General features: G+C 71.7%; 16 protein-coding genes. 3 read left to right on the top strand and 13 right to left on the bottom strand.

Annotated features, from left to right (window positions below; all coding sequences use genetic code 11):
- Nucleotides 1-69 precede the first annotated feature (69 nt).
- Nucleotides 70-1,863 (top strand): glutamine--tRNA ligase/YqeY domain fusion protein, encoded by a 1,794-nt coding sequence (locus FFT10_RS05120; protein WP_137731704.1) that lies wholly within the window; start codon nucleotides 70-72, stop codon nucleotides 1,861-1,863.
- 19 nt (nucleotides 1,864-1,882) lie between these two features.
- Here FFT10_RS05120 and FFT10_RS05125 read toward each other — a convergent pair whose 3' ends face one another.
- The 7 genes from FFT10_RS05125 to nosR form a co-directional block, all read right to left on the bottom strand.
- The gene (locus FFT10_RS05125) at nucleotides 1,883-2,566 is read right to left on the bottom strand and encodes a phage baseplate assembly protein V (RefSeq protein ID WP_137731705.1); all 684 of its coding nucleotides are present in this window, start codon (nucleotides 2,564-2,566) and stop codon (nucleotides 1,883-1,885) included.
- 36 nt (nucleotides 2,567-2,602) lie between these two features.
- Complete coding sequence (locus FFT10_RS05130) at nucleotides 2,603-3,754, bottom strand: phage late control D family protein (protein ID WP_137731706.1); 1,152 nt, start codon at nucleotides 3,752-3,754, stop codon at nucleotides 2,603-2,605.
- A 51-nt stretch (nucleotides 3,755-3,805) separates the two neighbouring features.
- Entirely contained in the window at nucleotides 3,806-4,618 is an 813-nt protein-coding gene (locus tag FFT10_RS05135) for a phytanoyl-CoA dioxygenase family protein (RefSeq protein WP_137731707.1), read from the bottom strand.
- 55 nt (nucleotides 4,619-4,673) lie between these two features.
- Nucleotides 4,674-6,047, bottom strand: a complete 1,374-nt coding sequence (locus FFT10_RS05140; RefSeq protein ID WP_137731708.1) for an ABC1 kinase family protein — start codon at nucleotides 6,045-6,047, stop codon at nucleotides 4,674-4,676.
- Nucleotides 6,040-6,699, bottom strand: a complete 660-nt coding sequence (locus FFT10_RS05145; protein ID WP_228026961.1) for a cupin domain-containing protein — start codon at nucleotides 6,697-6,699, stop codon at nucleotides 6,040-6,042. Before FFT10_RS05145 ends, FFT10_RS05140 begins: the two co-directional genes overlap by 8 nt.
- 115 nt (nucleotides 6,700-6,814) lie before the next feature.
- Entirely contained in the window at nucleotides 6,815-9,040 is a 2,226-nt protein-coding gene (locus FFT10_RS05150; protein ID WP_137731710.1) for an ATP-binding protein, read from the bottom strand.
- A gap of 18 nt (nucleotides 9,041-9,058) precedes the next feature.
- Nucleotides 9,059-10,450 carry a response regulator c-di-GMP phosphodiesterase, NosR family gene (nosR, locus tag FFT10_RS05155; RefSeq protein ID WP_137731711.1) on the bottom strand — a complete coding sequence of 464 codons (1,392 nt, stop codon included), beginning with the start codon at nucleotides 10,448-10,450 and terminating at the stop codon, nucleotides 9,059-9,061.
- Between the two features lie 174 nt (nucleotides 10,451-10,624).
- Here nosR and FFT10_RS05160 point away from each other — a divergent pair, with 174 nt between their 5' ends.
- A complete protein-coding gene (locus FFT10_RS05160; protein ID WP_137731712.1) occupies nucleotides 10,625-11,827 on the top strand; it encodes an acyl-CoA dehydrogenase family protein in 1,203 nt (400 codons plus the stop codon).
- 12 nt (nucleotides 11,828-11,839) lie between these two features.
- Here FFT10_RS05160 and FFT10_RS05165 read toward each other — a convergent pair whose 3' ends face one another.
- From FFT10_RS05165 to minC, 6 genes are read right to left on the bottom strand one after another with little or no spacing between them, the layout of a single operon-like run.
- Nucleotides 11,840-12,742, bottom strand: a complete 903-nt coding sequence (locus FFT10_RS05165) for a PEP-CTERM sorting domain-containing protein (protein WP_162520696.1) — start codon at nucleotides 12,740-12,742, stop codon at nucleotides 11,840-11,842.
- Nucleotides 12,743-12,798: 56 nt separating this feature from the next.
- The gene (locus FFT10_RS05170; RefSeq protein ID WP_137731714.1) at nucleotides 12,799-13,605 is read right to left on the bottom strand and encodes a YdcF family protein; all 807 of its coding nucleotides are present in this window, start codon (nucleotides 13,603-13,605) and stop codon (nucleotides 12,799-12,801) included.
- Nucleotides 13,602-14,129 carry a YgjP-like metallopeptidase domain-containing protein gene (locus tag FFT10_RS05175; protein WP_137731715.1) on the bottom strand — a complete coding sequence of 176 codons (528 nt, stop codon included), beginning with the start codon at nucleotides 14,127-14,129 and terminating at the stop codon, nucleotides 13,602-13,604. The genes FFT10_RS05170 and FFT10_RS05175 overlap by 4 nt, the downstream gene beginning before the upstream one ends.
- The gene (gene minE, locus FFT10_RS05180) at nucleotides 14,126-14,389 is read right to left on the bottom strand and encodes a cell division topological specificity factor MinE (protein ID WP_137731716.1); all 264 of its coding nucleotides are present in this window, start codon (nucleotides 14,387-14,389) and stop codon (nucleotides 14,126-14,128) included. Before minE ends, FFT10_RS05175 begins: the two co-directional genes overlap by 4 nt.
- Before the next feature lie 6 nt (nucleotides 14,390-14,395).
- Nucleotides 14,396-15,211 (bottom strand): septum site-determining protein MinD, encoded by an 816-nt coding sequence (gene minD, locus FFT10_RS05185; RefSeq protein WP_137731717.1) that lies wholly within the window; start codon nucleotides 15,209-15,211, stop codon nucleotides 14,396-14,398.
- A gap of 34 nt (nucleotides 15,212-15,245) precedes the next feature.
- Nucleotides 15,246-16,043 carry a septum site-determining protein MinC gene (gene minC, locus FFT10_RS05190; protein ID WP_137731718.1) on the bottom strand — a complete coding sequence of 266 codons (798 nt, stop codon included), beginning with the start codon at nucleotides 16,041-16,043 and terminating at the stop codon, nucleotides 15,246-15,248.
- A 278-nt stretch (nucleotides 16,044-16,321) separates the two neighbouring features.
- Here minC and FFT10_RS05195 point away from each other — a divergent pair, with 278 nt between their 5' ends.
- The gene (locus FFT10_RS05195) at nucleotides 16,322-18,148 is read left to right on the top strand and encodes an acyclic terpene utilization AtuA family protein (RefSeq protein WP_137731719.1); all 1,827 of its coding nucleotides are present in this window, start codon (nucleotides 16,322-16,324) and stop codon (nucleotides 18,146-18,148) included.
- Nucleotides 18,149-18,171 lie beyond the last annotated feature (23 nt).

Raw genomic sequence — 18,171 nt, forward strand, 5'->3', positions numbered from 1 at the left:
GGGCCGCCAGCCGGCCACGCCGCGCTGTTCCTGGGTTTGGCCCGGTGGCGCCTCCGTAGAATCCCGCGCATGAGCCATCCCCCGCCGACCGACGCCGCCAAGCCCGCCAACTTCCTGCGCACCCTGATCGAGCGCGAGCTGCAGGACGGCGTGTATGCGCAGCGGCAGTGGGGCGGCAGCCCGGGCGATGCGGCCCACCATGCCGCCGGCGGCGCCGACCCGGCCCCGGTGCGGCTGCGCTTCCCGCCCGAGCCCAACGGCTACCTGCACATCGGCCATGCCAAGAGCATCTGCCTGAACTTCGGCCTGGCGCGCGATTTCGGCGGCGTCTGCCACCTGCGCTTCGACGACACCAACCCCGAGAAGGAAGAGCAGGAATACGTCGACGCCATCGTCGAGATGGTGCAGTGGCTGGGCTGGAGCTGGCAGGCCCACTTCAACGAGCAGCACACCAGCCACCTGTTCTACGCCAGCAACTACTTTGACTTCATGTACCGGGCGGCCGAGCACCTGGTCGAGCGCGGCCTGGCCTACGTGGACGAGCAGAGCGCCGAAGCCATGCGCGCCAACCGGGGCGACTTCACCACCCCCGGCACCGACAGCCCCTGGCGCAACCGCCCCGTGGCCGAGAACCTGGCGCGCCTGCGCGAGATGCGCGACGGCCGGCATGCCGACGGCAGCATGGTGCTGCGCGCGAAGATCGACATGGCCTCGCCGAACATCAACCTGCGCGATCCGGCGCTCTACCGCATCAAGCGCGCCCACCACCACAACACCGGTGACCGCTGGTGCATCTACCCGATGTACGCCTATGCGCACCCGATCGAGGACGCGCTGGAGAACATCACCCACAGCATCTGCACGCTGGAGTTCGAGGACCAGCGGCCCTGGTACGACTGGCTGCTCGCCCGCCTGATCGAAGGCGGCCTGCTGAACACGCCGGCACCCAAGCAGCATGAGTTCGGCCGCCTGAACCTCACCTACGTCGTCACCAGCAAGCGCAAGCTGAAGGCGCTGGTCGACGAAGGCCATGTCAGCGGCTGGGACGACCCCCGCATGCCCACGCTGGCCGGCATGCGCCGCCGCGGCTACACCCCGGCGGCGGTGCGCAAGTTCGCCGAGGACACCGGCGCCAGCAAGACCAACATCTGGATCGACTACAGCGTGCTCGAAGGCGCGCTGCGGGCCGACCTGGAAGGCCAGGCACCGCGGGCAATGGCAGTGATCGACCCGCTGCCGCTGAAGCTGACCAACTGGGACACGGTGTTTGGCGCCGGCCATGTCGAGCCCTGCAGCGCCCCGGCCCATCCGCAGCAGCCCGACCTGGGCCAGCGCAGCTTCGGCCTGGGGCCGGTGGTGTGGATCGAGCGCGACGACTTTGCCGAGGTGCCAGCCAAGGGCTTCTTCCGGCTCTTCCCCGGCAACAAGGTGCGGCTGAAGTACGGCATGGTGGTGGAGTGCACCGGCTGCGAGAAGGACACCGACGGCCGCGTGACCGCGGTGCTGGCCACCGTGGTGCCCGACACCAAGAGCGGCACGCCCGGAGCGGACGCGGTGAAGGTCAAGGGAACGATCACCTGGGTGGGCGCGCAGGATGCGGTGGCCGCCAGCTTCCACCTCTATGACCGGCTGTTCACCGAGCCCCAGCCCGATGCCGGCGACCGCGACTTCCGCAGCGTGCTGAACCCGCACAGCAAGGCGGTGGTGCAGGGCTATGTGGAACCCGCGCTGGCCGCGGTGGCGGCGGAATCACGCTTCCAGTTCGAGCGCCACGGCTACTTCGTCGCCGACCGGGTGCTGCACACCGCCGCCGCGCCGGTGTTCAACCGCATCACCGGGCTGAAGGACAGCTGGGGCAAGTAGCCCGGCCGCGCCCGCGGCATCAGAGGACGTTGCCGGCCCCGGGGGTGTAGCTCCTGGCCACCACGCTGTTGGCGATCAGCGTGTCGGCCTGGACGGTGCCGCTCACCTTGAGCATGCCGGTGTCCACCTGCACGCTGCCGGCCGCGATGCTGACCTTGCTGGCCGACACCACCACCGCCTTGGCGGCGGTCACCCGCAGCTCGCCGTTCTTGATCTCGACCTGGTTGCCCTGGCCGTCGCTCAGGCGCACCTCCTGGCTGGCATCGTCCAGCACCAGCTCGCAGCCACCGGGGGTGCGCAACGTCAGCCCCGCCCGGCCGGGCCCGTCGACCAGGTCGATCACCACGCCGCGCGGAGAGCGGATCACCCGGTGGTGGTTGCTGCCATCGGCCGCCACCGCCTGGGGCGGGCGCTGCTGGCCGTTCCACAAGCCGCCCAGCACCACCGGCAGGCTGGGGTCGCCCGCCTGGAAGGCCACCAGCACCTCGTCGCCCACCGCCGGCAGGAACCAGGTGCCGCTGCCGGCGCCAGCGGCCAGCGTGGCCAGGCGGGCCCAGGCCACCGGCCGGCTGCCTTCAGGATCGGCCGCCCAGGGCAGCGACACCTGCACCCGGCCCAGGGCCTGCGGGTCGCGCAGGTCGGTGACCAGCGCGGGGTAGACGCCGGGCCAGGCGGGGGCGGCAGTGCCGGTGGTGTCAGACATGGTGGGCGGGCTCCGTGGGTGTGGCCCTGGCGCGGGTCAGGGCCGGCCCAGGGTGTCGCGCTGCAGGTCCAGGTCGGTCAGCAGGCCGTTGGCCAGGTCGAAGCGCCGGCACAGGGCCACCACCTGGTAATCGCCGCTGAAGCGCGGGCCCAGGCTCTCCAGGCTGACGCGCCCGCCCGGCAGCAGCGGGGCGGGGTCGGTCAGCGGGCCGGTGGCGGTGGCGCGGCCCTGCAGGAACTGCCGGCTGCTGGCCGACAGCGCCTGCTGTCCGCTGCGCCGGACATCGGCCACGGTGGCGGCGGCCAGATCGGGCAGCGGCCGCATGCGCTCACCCAGGCCATGGGACAGGGCTGTCGGGCCACCCAGGGCGCCGGCCACGGCATCCGGGCGCACCAGTTCCGTGGCGGCCCGACCCGTCGGCACCAGCCAGCCGCCGGCCAGCACCGCCGTGCACTGGCTGCGCACATCGGCCGCCAGATCGAAACTGCGCAGGCTGCTGCCGTGGGCCAGCCGATGGGCCGGGCGGCCGGCGGCGTCCAGCGGGCGGGCCCGCAGGGTGCGGCCGTCGAGCCAGAAGACGATGCCGTCGGCCTGGGCCCAGCGCTGCAGCAGGGCCAGGTTGCTCTCGCCCAGTTGCACCTGCTCAGGCTGCACCGGACCGGGCCACTGCAGGTCGGTCGACAGGCCCCGCTCCGCAGCCAGGCCGGCCACCCGCTGGGCCGTGGTGGCCGCCGGCAGGCTGCGCTGGCGCAGCGTGGCCTGCATGGCCTGCAGCCCGTCCGTGGCCACCACCCGCAGCAGCACCGGCCGGCCCTCGGCCTGCGACAGGCCCACCGACAACACCTGCCCGCTGAACACCTGCACATCGGCATAGGGGCCCAGGCTCAGCTGCAACGGCTGGCCGATGTCCAGCCAGCGCCACAGCTGCGTGCCGGTGCCATCCAGGGCGGCGTGGGCGGCGTCGAGGTCGATCTCCAGCGTCAGCTCGGCCGGCTGGTTCAGCGCATGGCGCAGGTTGCAGGCCACCACGCAGGCATCCACCGCGCCGCGCTGCATGCCATCGAGCAGCAGCACCGGCCGCGACACCGCCACCCGCGGCGGCGCGGTTGGAAGCACCTCCCGGGTCGGCGGCTTCACCACCGCCTTGCGGACGGAGACCGTCTTGCTGAGAACCGTCTTGCTGGGCATGCGCGCTCCGATCAGGATGGGCCGCGGCGGGTGGGCCGCCGGCGCGTGCACTCAGGCCGGATGGCCCACCGTGAAATCATTCTGCCCGCACACATCGCGCCCCTTCACCAGCCACAGCGGCCGCTGGGCGAAGTTGACCGCCACGCCGGTCTTGCCGTCCACCGGCTTGAGGCTGCGGTCGAAGTGCGACGTGGCCGGCATGTAGCGCAGCGCCACGCCGGTGCGGCGCTGGGTGCTGGTGTTGGCCGCCGCACCGTGGATCATGTAGACGTCGTGCAGGCTCATCTGGCCGGGCTGCAGCTCGATGTCGACCGCGTCGGCCTCGTCGAAGCAGCCGTCGGCCATGCGCTGCTGCAGGGTGAGGTCCTGCCGGTCCTCATGCAGGTGCGGGTGCAGGTGGCGGTCGCGGTGCGAGCCGGGGATGACCCGCAGGCAGCCGTTGGCGCGGGTGCTGGGCTCCAGCGCCACCCACACGGTGCAGGTGGCCAGCGGGCGGATCGGCCAGTAGTGGCCGTCCTGGTGCCAGGGTGTCTCGTAGCCCTCGGCCGCCGGCTTGCAGAACACATGCGCGCCCCACAGGATCACGTCGTCACCGAGCAGGCTGGCCACCAGGTCGATGATGTCGGGGTCGCGCGCCAGCTGCAGGAAATCGGCCACGCCGCGAACGCCCTCGCCGTTGTCGCTGCCGGCGCGCTCGACATGGGCCGACACCAGCTTCTCCGGCCGCACGCCGGGGTTGCGGCGCAGCAGTTCGTCCAGCGCCGCCTGCATGGTGGCCACCTGGGCCGCGGGCAGCCGCCACTGTGGCACCACCCAGCCCTCGCGCTGGTAGCGGCGGATCTCATCGGGCTGCAGACGGGGCATGGGCCGGCTCCTGGGCAGTGTCAGGCGATGCCGGATTGTGGGCCGCCCGGCCGCGTCAGAGATGCGGGGCAAACACCGCCGCCAGGTCCACCCGCGCCCGCAGCCGGGCGCACAGCAGGAAGGTGCCGATGAACTTGCGCTGCAGCAGCAGCAGATCGGCCGGCGGCGTGCGCGAGAAGCCCTGGTCGAAGAACTGCGCCTGGCCCTGGTCGACCATGCGGCGGAACAGGTCGGAGGCACCGAAGTCGTAGGGTCCGGCCTGGCGCAGCGGCTCGCCGGCGGCCATCAGCATGGCCAGCACGCCGTCGGCCTGGGCCGGTGGCTCGGAGGCGCCGATGTAGCCCAGCGCCAGCGCGGCCTGGCGCACGGCATCGGCATCGGACGCCCGCAGGGCGCGGCCCAGGTCGCGCAGCTGCTGCACCCGCTGCGGGGCGATGGCCTGGGCGGCGCCGAAGTCCAGCAGCGCGATGCGGCCGCCGTCGACGTCGACCAGGTAGTTGCCGAAGTTGGGGTCGGTCTGCACCAGCTGCATGGTGAACAGCTCGTGCGCGGCGAGGCGGGCCAGCGCGGTGGCCGCCGCATCGCGCTGGGGCTGGCTGCCGTTGTCGGCCAGCCGGTCGACCGGCACGCCCGCCACAAAGTCCGTGGCCAGGATCCGGGCGCTGCTGTGGTCGGCATGCACCGCCGGCACCCACAGCACCGGGTCGTCGCCCAGGGCCTCGCGGTAGGCGGTGGTGGCGGCCGCCTCGGCGACATAGTCGGTTTCGCGCAGCAACTGCTGCCGCACGCGGTCGAGCAGCTCGGTCAGGTCCAGCCCGGCGGGCAGCAGGCCGGGCGTGCGGGCCAGCAGGGCCAGGTTGGCCACGTCGCTGGCGATGCTCTCGCGCACGCCGGGGTGCTGGATCTTCAGCGCCAGCACGCGGCCGTCGTGCGTCTCGGCCCGGTGCACCTGGCCGATGGAGGCCGAGGCGATCGGCTGGAAGCTGAAGCGGCGGAAGCGCTGGTGCCAATCGGCACCCCAGGCCTGGCTGAGCACCGCATCCAGCTGGGTGGCCGGCATCGCATGGGCTTGGTCGCGCAGGCCGGCCAGCAGCGCGGCAAAGGCCGGCGGCAGCACGCCCTCGCCGTCCATCGACAGCAGCTGGCCCAGCTTCATCACCGCGCCGCGCATCTGCGACAGCCGCTCGGCCAGGCGGCGGGCATTGGCGGGGGTGAAGACGATGTCCGCCAGCGCCGGCCGCTCGCCACGGGCCAGGCGGCCCAGGCCCTCGGCGGCGGCACCGGCGGCCAGTTCGCCCACCGCCCGGCCCAGGTGCAGCAGGCGGCTGGCCCGGCCCTGCGGCACGGCCGCCGCGCGCAGCGGTGTGGCCGCCGGGCTGGCATCGGGTGGGGCGGGACTGTCGGCCGCGGGCAGCGCGGGCTCAGGCATCCTTGGCCGCAGCCGGGCGCGTCGGCGGTGCCAGGTGGCCCCGCTTGACCAGCGACACCGCGCCCTCGGCCATGGTGTGCGGCGCGTGGCGGCTCCAGCGCGGGCTGCGGGTCCAGGTGTGGCGGGGATAGCAACCGAGGTCGTCGTACAGCACGCCTTCGACGACCAGCAGTTCCTCGCCGCCGGGATGGCTGTGCATGTCGAACCAGCAGTTCGGCCCGGCGCGCAGCAGCAGGGTGTCGGTGCCGCCGTGGCTGTGCAGCGGCAGGAACCACAGGCCGGGCACGGCATCGGCCTGCCAGGCGGCGCTGCGGGTGTCGATGCGCACCGCGGCGGTGTCGTCGGCCGCGAAGTGGCGCAGCTTCACGTACAGCAGGCAGCCGGGCTGCGAGAACGGCGCATGGCTGCTGCCCGGCGGGTTGCGCAGGTAGGTGCCGGCGGGGTGGTCGCCGGTCTCGTCGGAGAACACGCCTTCCAGCACCAGGATCTCTTCGCCGCCGTCATGTACGTGGGTGTTGAAGCGGGCGCCGGGCGCGTAGCGCACCAGGCTGGTGGCGCGGGCCCGTTCGCCGCCCCAGCGGTCGAGCAGGCGGCGCTGCACGCCGGGCTGCGGGGATGGCTGCCACACCGCATCGGCGGCATGCAGCACCACGCGCTGGCTCAGGTCGGTGTGGAGATCGCCTAACGGCGGCGGGGAAAGGGTGGTTCGGGCTTCGCACACCCTCACATCATCGCCCGGTTTGTGCCCGCCGAGCACGGGGCGGCGCTCAATCCCAGGCTGGCGGCTGCGGTGCGGCGGCCTGGCCGCCCGGCGCGGGGCCGGCCACCGGCACCCACACCCGGAAACGGCTGCCCACGCCGCGCTGCGAGCGCACCTGGATCACGCCGCCATGGCGCTGCACGATCGAGAACGACAGCGACAGCCCCAGGCCCGTGCCCTTGCCCACGTCCTTGGTGGTGAAGAAAGGCTCGAAGATGCGGCGCATCACCGCATCGGTCATGCCGGCGCCGGTGTCGCCCACCTGCACCCACACCCAGTCGCCCTCTGCGCCGGACGACAGGGTGATGGTGCCGCGGCCGTCGATGGACTGCGAGGCATTGACGATCAGGTTCATGAACACCTGGTTGAGCTGCCCGGCCAGGCAGTTCACCAGCGGCAGCGGCGTGAGCGCACGCACGATGTCGGCCTTGTACTTGACCTCGTGCAGCACCACGTTCAGCGTCGATTCCAGCCCGGCATTGAGGTCGGCCAGCTGCCAGTCGGCCTGGTCGACGCGGGAGAAGTCCTTCAGGTCCTGCACGATCTTCTTCACCCGCGTCAGGCCATCGGCGCTTTCATCCAGCAGCTGCGGCAGATCGTCCTTCAGATAGTCCAGCTCCACCGCCTTCAGCGTGGCGGCCAGCTGCTGCGCTGCCTCGGGGCCGGCGGGCTGGCTGTGGCGGCCGTAGGCATCGGCCAGCTGCAGCAGGCTGCCCACGTACTGGCGCAGCGTGTTGAGGTTGCTGCTGACGAAGCCGACCGGGTTGTTGATCTCGTGCGCCACGCCGGCGGCCAGCTGGCCGATGCTGGCCATCTTGTCGCTCTGCAGCAGCTGGTTCTGCGCCTGCTCCAGCTTCTGGTTGGTCTGCTGCAGCTCCTCGAAGCGCTGGCGCAGCGCCTCCTGGGCGGTGCGCACCTCGGTGCGGTCCTGCAGCATCCACCAGGCGCCGGTGGCGTCGTCGCTGTACTCCACCGGGCAGGCATTGACCTGCATCCACAGCGGCCGGCCGCTGCGGTCGTGCAGCCACATCTCGTGGTGCAGGGCCTCGTTGCGGGAGAACGGCAGCTGCGCCAGCTCGCGCAGATGCACCAGGTCGTCCGGCGCCATGTAGAACGGCCGGTCGGGCCGGCCGCCGCCCGGCATGGGCTCGGCGGCGCCGAACATCTCGGTCATCTGCCGGTTCGCGCGTTGCACGTCGCCATTGACGGTGTAGACCACGCCGATCGGCGCGTTGTCGATGAAGGCGTCCATCAGCCGGGCATTGGCGGCCAGTTCGGCCGACCGGGCCTCGACCAGCTGCTCCAGGCGGCGGGTCAGCTCTTCCTCGGTGCGGCGGCGCTGGCTCACGTCCTGCAGCGTGACGATGGCGCCGATCACCTGCGCCGCATGGTCGCGCAGCGGCGCGGCAGTGAAGCTCAGCCAGCGGCCGTCGGGCCCGAACTGCGGGAAGAAGGCCTCGGCCTCGTAGGCGCCGGCGATCAGGGCCGACGGCTTGGCGCTGTCGCCGTACAGCGCCGCCAGCTCGGCATCGGCGGTGCCGTCGACGATCAGGTCGGCCAGCAGCGGGCGGGCCTCGTCGTAGAACGCCCGCCAGGGCGTGGTGCTACCGATCATGGTGTCGGCACCATGGCCGGTGAGGTGGCCGCAGGCGGTGTTCCAGTGCGTCACCCGGTGGTGGCGGTCGATCACGAAGCTGGCCACCGGCGCGCCGTCGATGATCTGGCCGAGCAGGCTGCTCATGCCCTGCAGCATGGTCTGCACATGCTGGATGTCGCTCAGGTCCTGGCAGGTGACCAGGATGGCCGGCCCGTCGTCCAGCTGCACGCGGCGCAGGCTGAGTTCCACCGGCCGCTGGCTGCCGTTGCCGCCCAGCAGGCGCACCGACTGGGCCGGCGGCTCGCCGCTGCGCCACAGGCACTCGTCGCTGGCGTCGGCCAGGGCGGCGCGGTCGTCGGGCACCAGCAGCTGCAGCGGATCGGCCGGGGTGTCGCGGTGCAGGCCGCACAGGCGGCGCAGCGCGGCGTTGGCTCGCATCGGGCGGTCGGGGCGGTGCAGCCAGGCCGGCATGCCCATGGCGTCGAGCAGCTGCTCGGCCAGTCCGCCGGCATCGGGCGGTGCTGCTGCGCCGCCATCGTGCTCGGTGCTGCCCGGTGTGGCATCGGCCGCCACGGCCGGCGTGCCAGGCTGGTCGAGCTCCAGCCAGGTGTCCAGCTCGATGAAGAGGTCGCTCACGGGACGGCCCCTCCGCCATCAGGCCATGACGGCCTTGCCCGGCCCGCTGGGGGCGTGCTGCCGACTGCCGGCCGCCGGCAGCGAGCGGCGCAGCACCCGCAGCTGCAGCGGCTGGCTCTGGCGTGACGACAGCTCGCGCAGCTTGGCGATCAGTGGCGGCTGGAAGACATGGCCGGCCGGCAGCAGGATCACGCCCTGCGGTGACAGCAGGTCCGCGGCCAGCACCATGCGGGGCTGCAGCTCGGCCACCGGCACCACCACGTCGGCCTTGGCCTCGGCCTCGATCTCGCCCAGCACCGCCTGCAGGGCCTCGACCACCTGGGGGTCGTAGTGGGTGTAGAGGCCGTCGCGCAGCGCGGCACGGGCCTTGTCGCTGGTGTAGACATGCTCGGCCATGGTGCCGCTGGTCAGGTCGTCGTAGTCGCTGGCCGCGGCCAGGATGCGCGCGCCCAGCAGGATGCCGGGGCCGCGCAGGCCGTCGGGGAAGCCGCGGCCGTCCCAGCGCTCATGGTGCTGGCGCACGATGGCGGCCACGCCGCGCAGCTTGTCCAGCGGCAGCAGCGCCGCCTCGCCGTCCACCGGGTGGTGCTGGTAGGCCGTCAGCTGGTCGGCGCTGTACTTCGACACCGGCGTGCGCAGCATCGTGTCGTCGAAGCCGATCTTGCCGATGTCGTGCAACAGCGCGGCCATCTGCACATCGCGCTGGGCGTTCTCGTCCAGGCCCAGGCGGGCCGCCACCCGGCGGGCCAGTTCGGCCACGCGGCGGGCATGGCCGGCCATGCCGCCCTCGCGCAGCTCCAGCAGGCCGGAGAACACGGTGACGGCGAGCATGAAATGCGCCTCCACCTCGGCATGGGCGACGGCCAGGTCAGCCAGGCTGGTCTCCAGCGCGGCAGTGCGCTCGGCCACGCGGGCCTCCAGCCCCTGGTTCAGCGACACCAGGGCCTGGTTCTGCGATTGCGTCAGCGCCAGCAGGCGCACGTTCTCCTGCTCCAGGTCGCGCCGGTGCAACGCGTCGCTGACGACCAGCAGCAGGTCGTTGTCGTCCCAGGGCTTGGCGATGTAGCGGTGGATCGCGCCCTGGTTGATGGCAGCGATGGTGGCGGTGATGTCGGCGTAGCCGGTCAGCAGGATGCGCACCGCCCCGGGATAGAGGACCCGCACCTGCGACAGGAAGGCAGCGCCGTCCATGCCGGGCATGCGCATGTCCGACACCACCAGGTCCACCGGGGTGTTGCGCATCAGCGCCAGTGCATCGGCACCGCTGGTGGCCTGCTCGATGCGGTAGCCCTGGGTGCGGAACAGCCGGCGCAGCGCGCTCAGCACGGACGGCTCGTCATCCACCAGCAGCACGGTGGGGGGCTGGACCAACGCCGGATCGGGCGGGGCAGCGGTTGCGGGGTCAACCATCGGACACTCCGGCCAGGCAGCCGTGCCCGGCATGTCTGGCTTATCGGCAGCGCCGGCGGCGACTTGAGCAAATCATTACAAATGAACAAATCAAGCGACCAGCAACCCGGTAGCCAGTTGATGCAAGACCGGCGGCGCCGGGGCGCCTACCCTGGTGCACCACCAGGAGACACCATGGATTTCGAGCTGAGCGAACGTGCCCGCACCCTGCTGGCGCAGGTGGAGGCCTTCATGGCAGCGCAGGTGCTGCCGAATGAGCACTTGTACGACCAGCAGGCCCGCGCCCAGGTCGTGCCGGCCACGCCGGCCATCGTGCAGCAGCTCAAGGCCGAGGCCCGCGCCCAGGGGCTGTGGAACCTGTTCCTGCCCGGCAGCCATGGCGCGGGCTTGCGCAACCTGGAGTACGCGCCACTGGCCGAGGCCATGGGCCGGGTGCTGTGGGCCAGCGAGGTGTTCAACTGCTCGGCGCCCGACACCGGCAACATGGAGGTGCTGTCGCTCTACGGCACGCCGGCCCAGCAGGACCGGTGGCTGAAGCCGCTGCTGGCCGGCACCATCCGCTCAGCGTTCTCGATGACCGAGCCGGCGGTGGCGTCGAGTGACGCCACCAACATCCGCTGTTCGATCACGCAGGACGGCGACCACTGGGTGGTCAACGGCCGCAAGTGGTTCACCTCGGGTGCGATGAACAGCGACTGCAAGCTGCTGATCGTGATGGGCAAGTCATCACCCGACCACCCGGATGCGCACCGCCAGCAGTCGATGCTGCTGGTGCCCAAGGACACGCCGGGCATCACCATCCTGCGCGACATGACGGTGTTCGGCTACGACAGCCGGCCGGTGGGCCATGCCGAGGTGGTGTACGACAACGTGCGCGTGCCGCTGGACCACATGCTGCTGGGCGAGGGCCGCGGCTTCGAGATCGCCCAGGGCCGGCTGGGGCCGGGCCGCATCCACCACTGCATGCGGCTGATCGGCTGCGCCCAGCGGGCGCTGGAGCTGATGTGCAGGCGCGCCAACAGCCGCCATGCCTTCGGCCGCGCGCTGGGCGAGCATGGCTCGGTGAAGGAGGACATCGCCCGCAGCTTCTGCGACATCGAGCAGGCCCGGCTGCTGACGCTGCGCACCGCCGACAAGATGGACCGCGAGGGCAACAAGGCGGCGCGCGACATGATCAGCGCCGCCAAGATCGTGGTGCCCGACATGGCCGCGCGGGTGATCGACCGGGCCATGCAGGTGCACGGCGCCGCCGGTCTGTCGCAGGACACCTTCCTGGCCGAGGCCTATGCCTACGCGCGCTACATGCGCATGGGCGACGGGCCCGACCAGGTGCACCTGGCGGCGCTGGGCCGGGCGCTGCTCAAGCGCCACGCCTGAGCTGCGCCGCGCTCACGGCGCTGGTGCGCCCCGGGCACGGCCGGCCCGGCGGCGCCACAGCAGCGCCAGCCCGGCGACCAGCAGCATCGCGCTCGCCGGCTCCGGCACGGGGGTTGTCGTCACCCAGGACAGCGGCACATCGCTGCGGACCTGGAAGCCCGGCGGCAGGTCGAGCAGCAGCGAGGCGGTGTTGCCGAAGTCGGTGGTTGCCGAGAAGCCGGTGCCGCCGAAGAACGCGAACGCGGTGGCGGTGCCCGAGACGAGCACCGACAAGGCCAGCGTTTCGCCCGGCAGCACCGTCAGCGCCGACGACAGCAGGTCGACCGCGAGCTCGTCGGCATTGAACACCGGGGTCGCAAAGCTGAAACCGCCCTGGACGTCGGTCAGCAGCGACAGATCCGCCGGCGCGTCGTCGACCGAGTCGGCGTAGCGGTAGACGATGTTCGTCGCGCCGGAGGACCGCACGCTGCCGACAGCGTCGACCACCACCGCCGCCAGGTTGGCCACGAGGGTGTTGCCGACCGTGCCGAGGCTCTCGGTGCCCAGGCTGTGCTGGAACGTTGCGTCGACCGTCAGCTTCACCTTGCCCGGATCCAGCGACAGGACCGCGGCAGAGTTGTTGCGCAGTTCCACCGCCAGTGACGCGGTCGACAGGACGAAGTCGCCGAAGGCGTCCTGGATGAATGCGCTGCCGCGCAGTTTGCCGCTGGCGAAGTCGGATCGCACGAAATTCGGCGCGTCCGTCACCTGGGCCAGCACCGGGTCGACGTGGCTTGCCACGGTGCCGACTGCCCGGCTGATGCGGACATCTGCCACATGGACGGAGATGTCGAGTTCTTTCGGAAACTCGATCGCTGCCGCCACCGGCATCAGGAGGCAGGTGGCGGCACCTGCCAACCAGTTCGACATCCGCATGAAAGGCTCCGTGTCCAGCTGAGGCGATCGGATCGTGCCACAGCCGGAAGCGGCTGTCAGGCCCCGGCCAACCAGCCCAGCCATTCATGCACCGCCCAGATGCTGTGGGCCAGGCCGTCGTGGCCGGGCAGGAAGTCGCCCAGTGCAGGGGTCGGCGGTGGGCGCAGGCCCACCGGCGCGGCCACCAGGGCCATCGGCCGGCCGGAATTGGCGATGGCGCGCCCGAAGGCCGCCAGCGCCCGCTGCTGGTGGAAGCCGTGGGTCACCAGCACCAGCCGGGTGATGCCGGCGGCCTGCAGCATGGCGACGCTGTAGCGGGCGTTCTCGTTGGTGTCGCGCGAGCGGCCTTCGGCCCAGCGCAAGGGCACGCCGTGGTCCCGCACGGTCACCAGCGCCACCGCATCGGCCTCGGTGACGCCGTCGCGGGCGCCATGGCCCACGCCGCCGCTGTAGCCCAGCGGCAGGCCGGTCTGGCGGGCCAGCCACCAGCCGTAGCGCAAGCGCTCCAGGGTCAGCGGCGTCAGGTCGGGCTGGCCGTACTCCAGCATCAGCGTGCGGCGGCCGGCACCGAGCACCAGGATGGCGGTGCCGGGCGCCTGCCGGAGGCTGGCCACCTGCGCGGCCGCCAGCGGCGGTGGCGGCCGGGTCAGGGCCTGCTGAAGCAGGTGGCCGGCCCAGGGCGTGCACACCAGCCACGTGGCCAGCACGCCCAGCACCGCCAGGCTGCGCCCCAAGCCGGGCCGCCGGCGCACCAGGGCCAGGCCCAGCAACACCAGCAGCAGCATCGGCACCGGCGGCATCACCAGCGCACGCAGCGCCGGCTTCCAGGCCTCCAGGCCCCAGTGCACCAGCCAGTCGTTCATGGCGGGGCCGCCGCCTGCAGTTGTTGCCAGGTCAGCCACAGCCGGGTGTCGAACTCGATCTGGTGGTAGCCCGGCAGCATGTGGTCGCACAGCGCGTAGAACGGCTTGTTGTGCTCGCGCTCCTTCAGGTGCGCCAGCTCGTGCACCACGATCATGTCCAGCATCGCCGCCGGCGCGTGCTTGAAGCAGGCGGCCACCCGCAGCTCACGCTTGGCGGCCAGGCGGCCACCCTGCACCCGGGAGGCGGCGGTGAGCGTGCCCAGCGCGCGCTGGTCGATCTGCAGCCGGCCGTCGTAGGCCACCTTGTTCAGCGCCGGCGCGTTGCGCAGGTGGCGCGCCTTCAGCGCCGACGCATGGTCGTACAGCGCGCCGTCGGTGCGGATGGTGTGGGCCTCGGGGTAGCGCTTGTCCAGCCAGTCACCCAGGCTGCCGTCGGCCAGCAGGGCGCGCACCCGGTCCAGCAGATCGGCCGGGTAGCCGGCCAGGAAGGCGCGGCAGGGATCGCCGGCCGCGGCGGGCGTCATTTCACTGCGTCGGGCAATTCGATCTTGACTTCCAGCACCTCGAAGTTGTCCTGCTTCTCCAGGCTGACCTTGATGTCGCTGGCCGAGATCTGCACGTACTTGCTGATCACCGCCACCAGCTCGGCCTGCAGCTGCGGCAGGTAGTCGGCGCGCGAGGCACCGCGGCCCGATCGCTCGTGCGCCAGGATGATCTGCAGCCGCTCCTTGGCGACGGTGGCGGTCTTCTTCTTCTCACCGAGAAAGAACGAGAGGAACGACATGGCCGCTCACCTCCCGCCGAACAGGCGCTTGAAGAAGCCCGGCTTCTCGAAATCGGTGAAGCGCATCGGCACCGTCTCGCCCAGGAAGCGGCTGATCACGTCCTTGTAGGCCTCGCTCACGTCGGTGGTCTTCAGGTGGATGGCCGGCAGGCCCTGGTTGGACGCATCCAGCACCGTCTCGCTCTCGGGGATCACGCCGATCAGCGGGATCCGCAGGATCTCCTGGATGTCGGTCAGGCTCAACATCTGGCCGCCCTCGACCCGGCTGGGGTTGTAGCGGGTGATCAGCAGGTGCTCCTTGATCGGCGTGCCGCCCTCGATGGCGCGCTTGGTCTTGCTGCTGAGCATGCCCAGGATGCGGTCCGAGTCGCGCACCGACGAGACCTCGGGGTTGGTCACCACCAGCGCCTCGTCGGCAAAGTGCATGGCCATCAGCGCGCCGGTCTCGATGCCGGCGGGTGAATCGCAGACGATGTATTCAAATCCCATCTCGGCCAGGTCCTTCAGCACCTTCTCGACGCCGTCCTGGGTGAGTGCGTCCTTGTCGCGCGTCTGGCTGGCGGCCAGCACGTAGAGGTTGTCGCACTGCTTGTCCTTGATCAAGGCCTGGTGCAGGTTGGCCTCGCCGTGGATCACGTTGATCAGGTCGTAGACCACCCGCCGCTCGCAGCCCATGATCAGGTCGAGGTTGCGCAGGCCCACGTCGAAGTCGATCACCGCGGTCTTGTGGCCGCGCAGGGCCAGGCCCGAGGAGAAACTGGCGCTGGTGGTGGTCTTGCCCACCCCGCCCTTGCCGGACGTGACGACGATGATCTTGGCCATCAGGGTTGCTTTCTTGGTGTGGATTGCTCAGGTGTCAGGCGCCCAGCGCCTCGACGATGATCTTTTCGCCCTCCAGCCGCACCAGGGCCGGCTTGCCCAGCACATCGGCGGCCAGCGGCGTCTCGGTGGTGCGGTAGATGCCGGCCACCGAGACCAGCTGGGGCTCCAGGCAGGTGCAGTAGATGCGGGCATTGACATCGCCCCGCGCACCGGCGATCGCCCGGCCGCGCAGCGGTGCATAGACATGGATGTTGCCGTCGGCGATGACCTCGGCGCCGAAGCTGACCACCGCCAGCACGATCAGGTCGCCGCCCTTGGCATAGACCCGCTGGCCCGAGCGCAGCGGCTTGTCGATGACCATCGGCGGCACGCTGACGGGTTCGGCCGGCACCTCGCGCACCACCTCGACCTCGCGGATCACCTCGACCTCGCGCACCACCTCGATCGGCGCGGCGCGCACCACCTGCTTCTGCACCGGGCGGGCCGGCTCGGTGCGGGCGGCGGCCGGGGCATCGGGGGCCTCGGCCAGGCCGGCGGCACGGGCGGCGGCCATCTGTGCCGGGCTGCCGCCCATCGCGGCCACCGGCAGCATGCCGTGGCGGCGCAGCTGCGGCAGCAGGGCAGAGAAGTCCAGCGCCACGTCGGCCTCGCGCAGCGCGGTCAGGTCGATGGCCACGCCCTCGCCGTCGAACAGGCCGGGGCTGTCCGCGAAGCGGGCATCCAGCGCGGCGGCCAGCTGCGCCACGTCGGCCGACTGCAGGCGCAGTGCCGTCAGCGTCCAGGCGGCGCTTTTCAGGTCGAACAGGGCGGAGGCCGGGGCGGCAGCGGACATGGGTGGGTGGCGTGGGCCGGTGGAGGCAGACGCAGAGGGTCAGGCGGTCGGGCGGGCCGGCCGGGTGTGTGGAAATCCACAGGCCAGCGATGCCCTGCAGTGTACCGGGCCGCCCGGGGCCGCCTCTCCGCCCAGGCCCACCCACGGCCTCGCAGAGCTCGGCCGCTTCGCCAGGCACAGAGGCTCCTCAGGAGCCTCTGTGTCCGGGCTCAGCCAATCACCGCAAGACACTGGCGGCCGGCCGCCCTTAGGCTGCCGCACCAACTTGAGGAGCTGCCATGTCCACACCGTCCAACCGCCCCCCGTTGCGCATCGGCGGCGCCTCCGGCTTCTGGGGCGACAGCAGCCTGGGCGCGCCGCAGCTGGTCAACAGCGGCCTGATCGACGTGCTGGTGTTCGACTACCTGGCCGAGACCACCATGGCCATCCTGGCCGCGGCCCAGCGCAAGAACCCCGAGGCCGGCTTCGCCACCGACTTCGTCGACCCGGTGATGCGGCAGGTGCTGCCCGAGGTGGTGAAACGCGGCATCAAGGTGGTGACGAATGCCGGCGGCATCCACCCCCAGGCCTGCGCCCGGGCACTGGCCAAGGTGGCCGACGAGCTGGGGCTGTCAGTGAAGATCGCCATCGTCGAGGGGGATGATGTGCGCGCCGCCCTGCCGGCGCTGCGCGAGGCCGCCGGCGGCACGCTGGTCGACCTGGTCGGCAGCCAGCCGGTGCCGGCCAACCTGCTGAGCGCCAATGCCTACCTGGGCGCCGAGCCCATCGCCCGCGCGCTGGATGCCGGGGCCGACATCGTGATCACCGGCCGCAGCGTCGACAGCGCGGTGACCCTGGGCGCGCTGATCCACCACTTCGGCTGGTCGATGACCGACTTCGACCGCCTGGCCGGCGCCAGCCTGGCCGGCCACATCATCGAATGCGGCTGCCAGGCCACCGGCGGCCTGTTCACCGACTGGGACACCGTGCCCGACTGGACCCACATCGGCTACCCCATCGTCGAATGCGCCGAGGACGGCAGCTTCACCGTCACCAAGGTGCCCGGCACCGGCGGCCTGGTGAGCCCGGCCACGGTGGGCGAACAGCTGCTCTACGAGATCGGCGATCCCGGCGCCTACCTGCTGCCCGACGTGACCTGCGACTTCAGGCAGGTGACGATGGTGCAGGCCGGCCCCGACCGGGTGCATGTGGCCGGCGTGCGCGGCAGCGCGCCGCCCGAGACGCTGAAGGTCAGCGCCACCACCCTGGTGGGCTGGCGCTGCGACGGCATGACGGTGATCGTCGGCATCGACGCGGTGGCCAAGGCCCGCCGCACCGGCGAGAGCCTGGTGCAGCGCACCCGCGAGATGATCCTGGCCCGCGGCTGGGGCGATTTCTCCGCCACCCGGGTGGAGGTGATCGGCACCGAGACGCTGTACGGCCCGCGCGCCACCAGCGCCCAGCTGCGCGAAGTGATCGTGCGGGTGGCGGTGCGCCATCCGAAGAAGGAAGCGCTGGAACTGTTCACCCGCGAAAAAGCGGCGCCGGGCACCAGCTGGTCGCCCGGCACCACCGGGCCCGGCGGCGGCCGCGGCAGCGTGTCGCCACACATCGTGCCGTGTGCCTTCCTGATCCCGCGCAGCGCGGTGCAGCCGGTGGTCAAGCTGGGCGACCAGGCCATCGCCGTGCCGATGGCCACCACCGCCCGCCCGCTGGCAGCGCCTGCCCCCCTGCCCGACCCCGCCGCCTGGAAAGCGCCCGCCGGTGCCACCCAGACCGTGCCGCTGGTGCGCCTGGCCTGGGGCCGCAGCGGCGACAAGGGCGACATCTCCAACATCGGCCTGATCGCCCGCCGGCCCGAATGGCTGCCGCTGCTGTGGGCGCAGGTGACGCCCGAACGGGTGCAGGACTGGTTCGCCCACATGGTCAAGGGCCGCGTCGACCGCCACCACCTGCCCGGCCTGCACGCGATGAACCTGGTCATGCACCAGGCGCTGGACGGCGGCGGCCCGGCCTCGCTGCGGCTGGACCCGCTGGGCAAGGGCATGGCGCAACTGCTGCTGGAGATGCCGATCACCGTGCCGGCCGACTGGGACCTGCCGGCGCAGGTCGGCCTCTACCGCTGAGCCGACACGCGGCAGTGCGATCA

Source organism: Pseudaquabacterium pictum, from assembly GCF_005403045.1.
In the GTDB taxonomy this organism is placed as follows: domain Bacteria; phylum Pseudomonadota; class Gammaproteobacteria; order Burkholderiales; family Burkholderiaceae_C; genus Pseudaquabacterium; species Pseudaquabacterium pictum.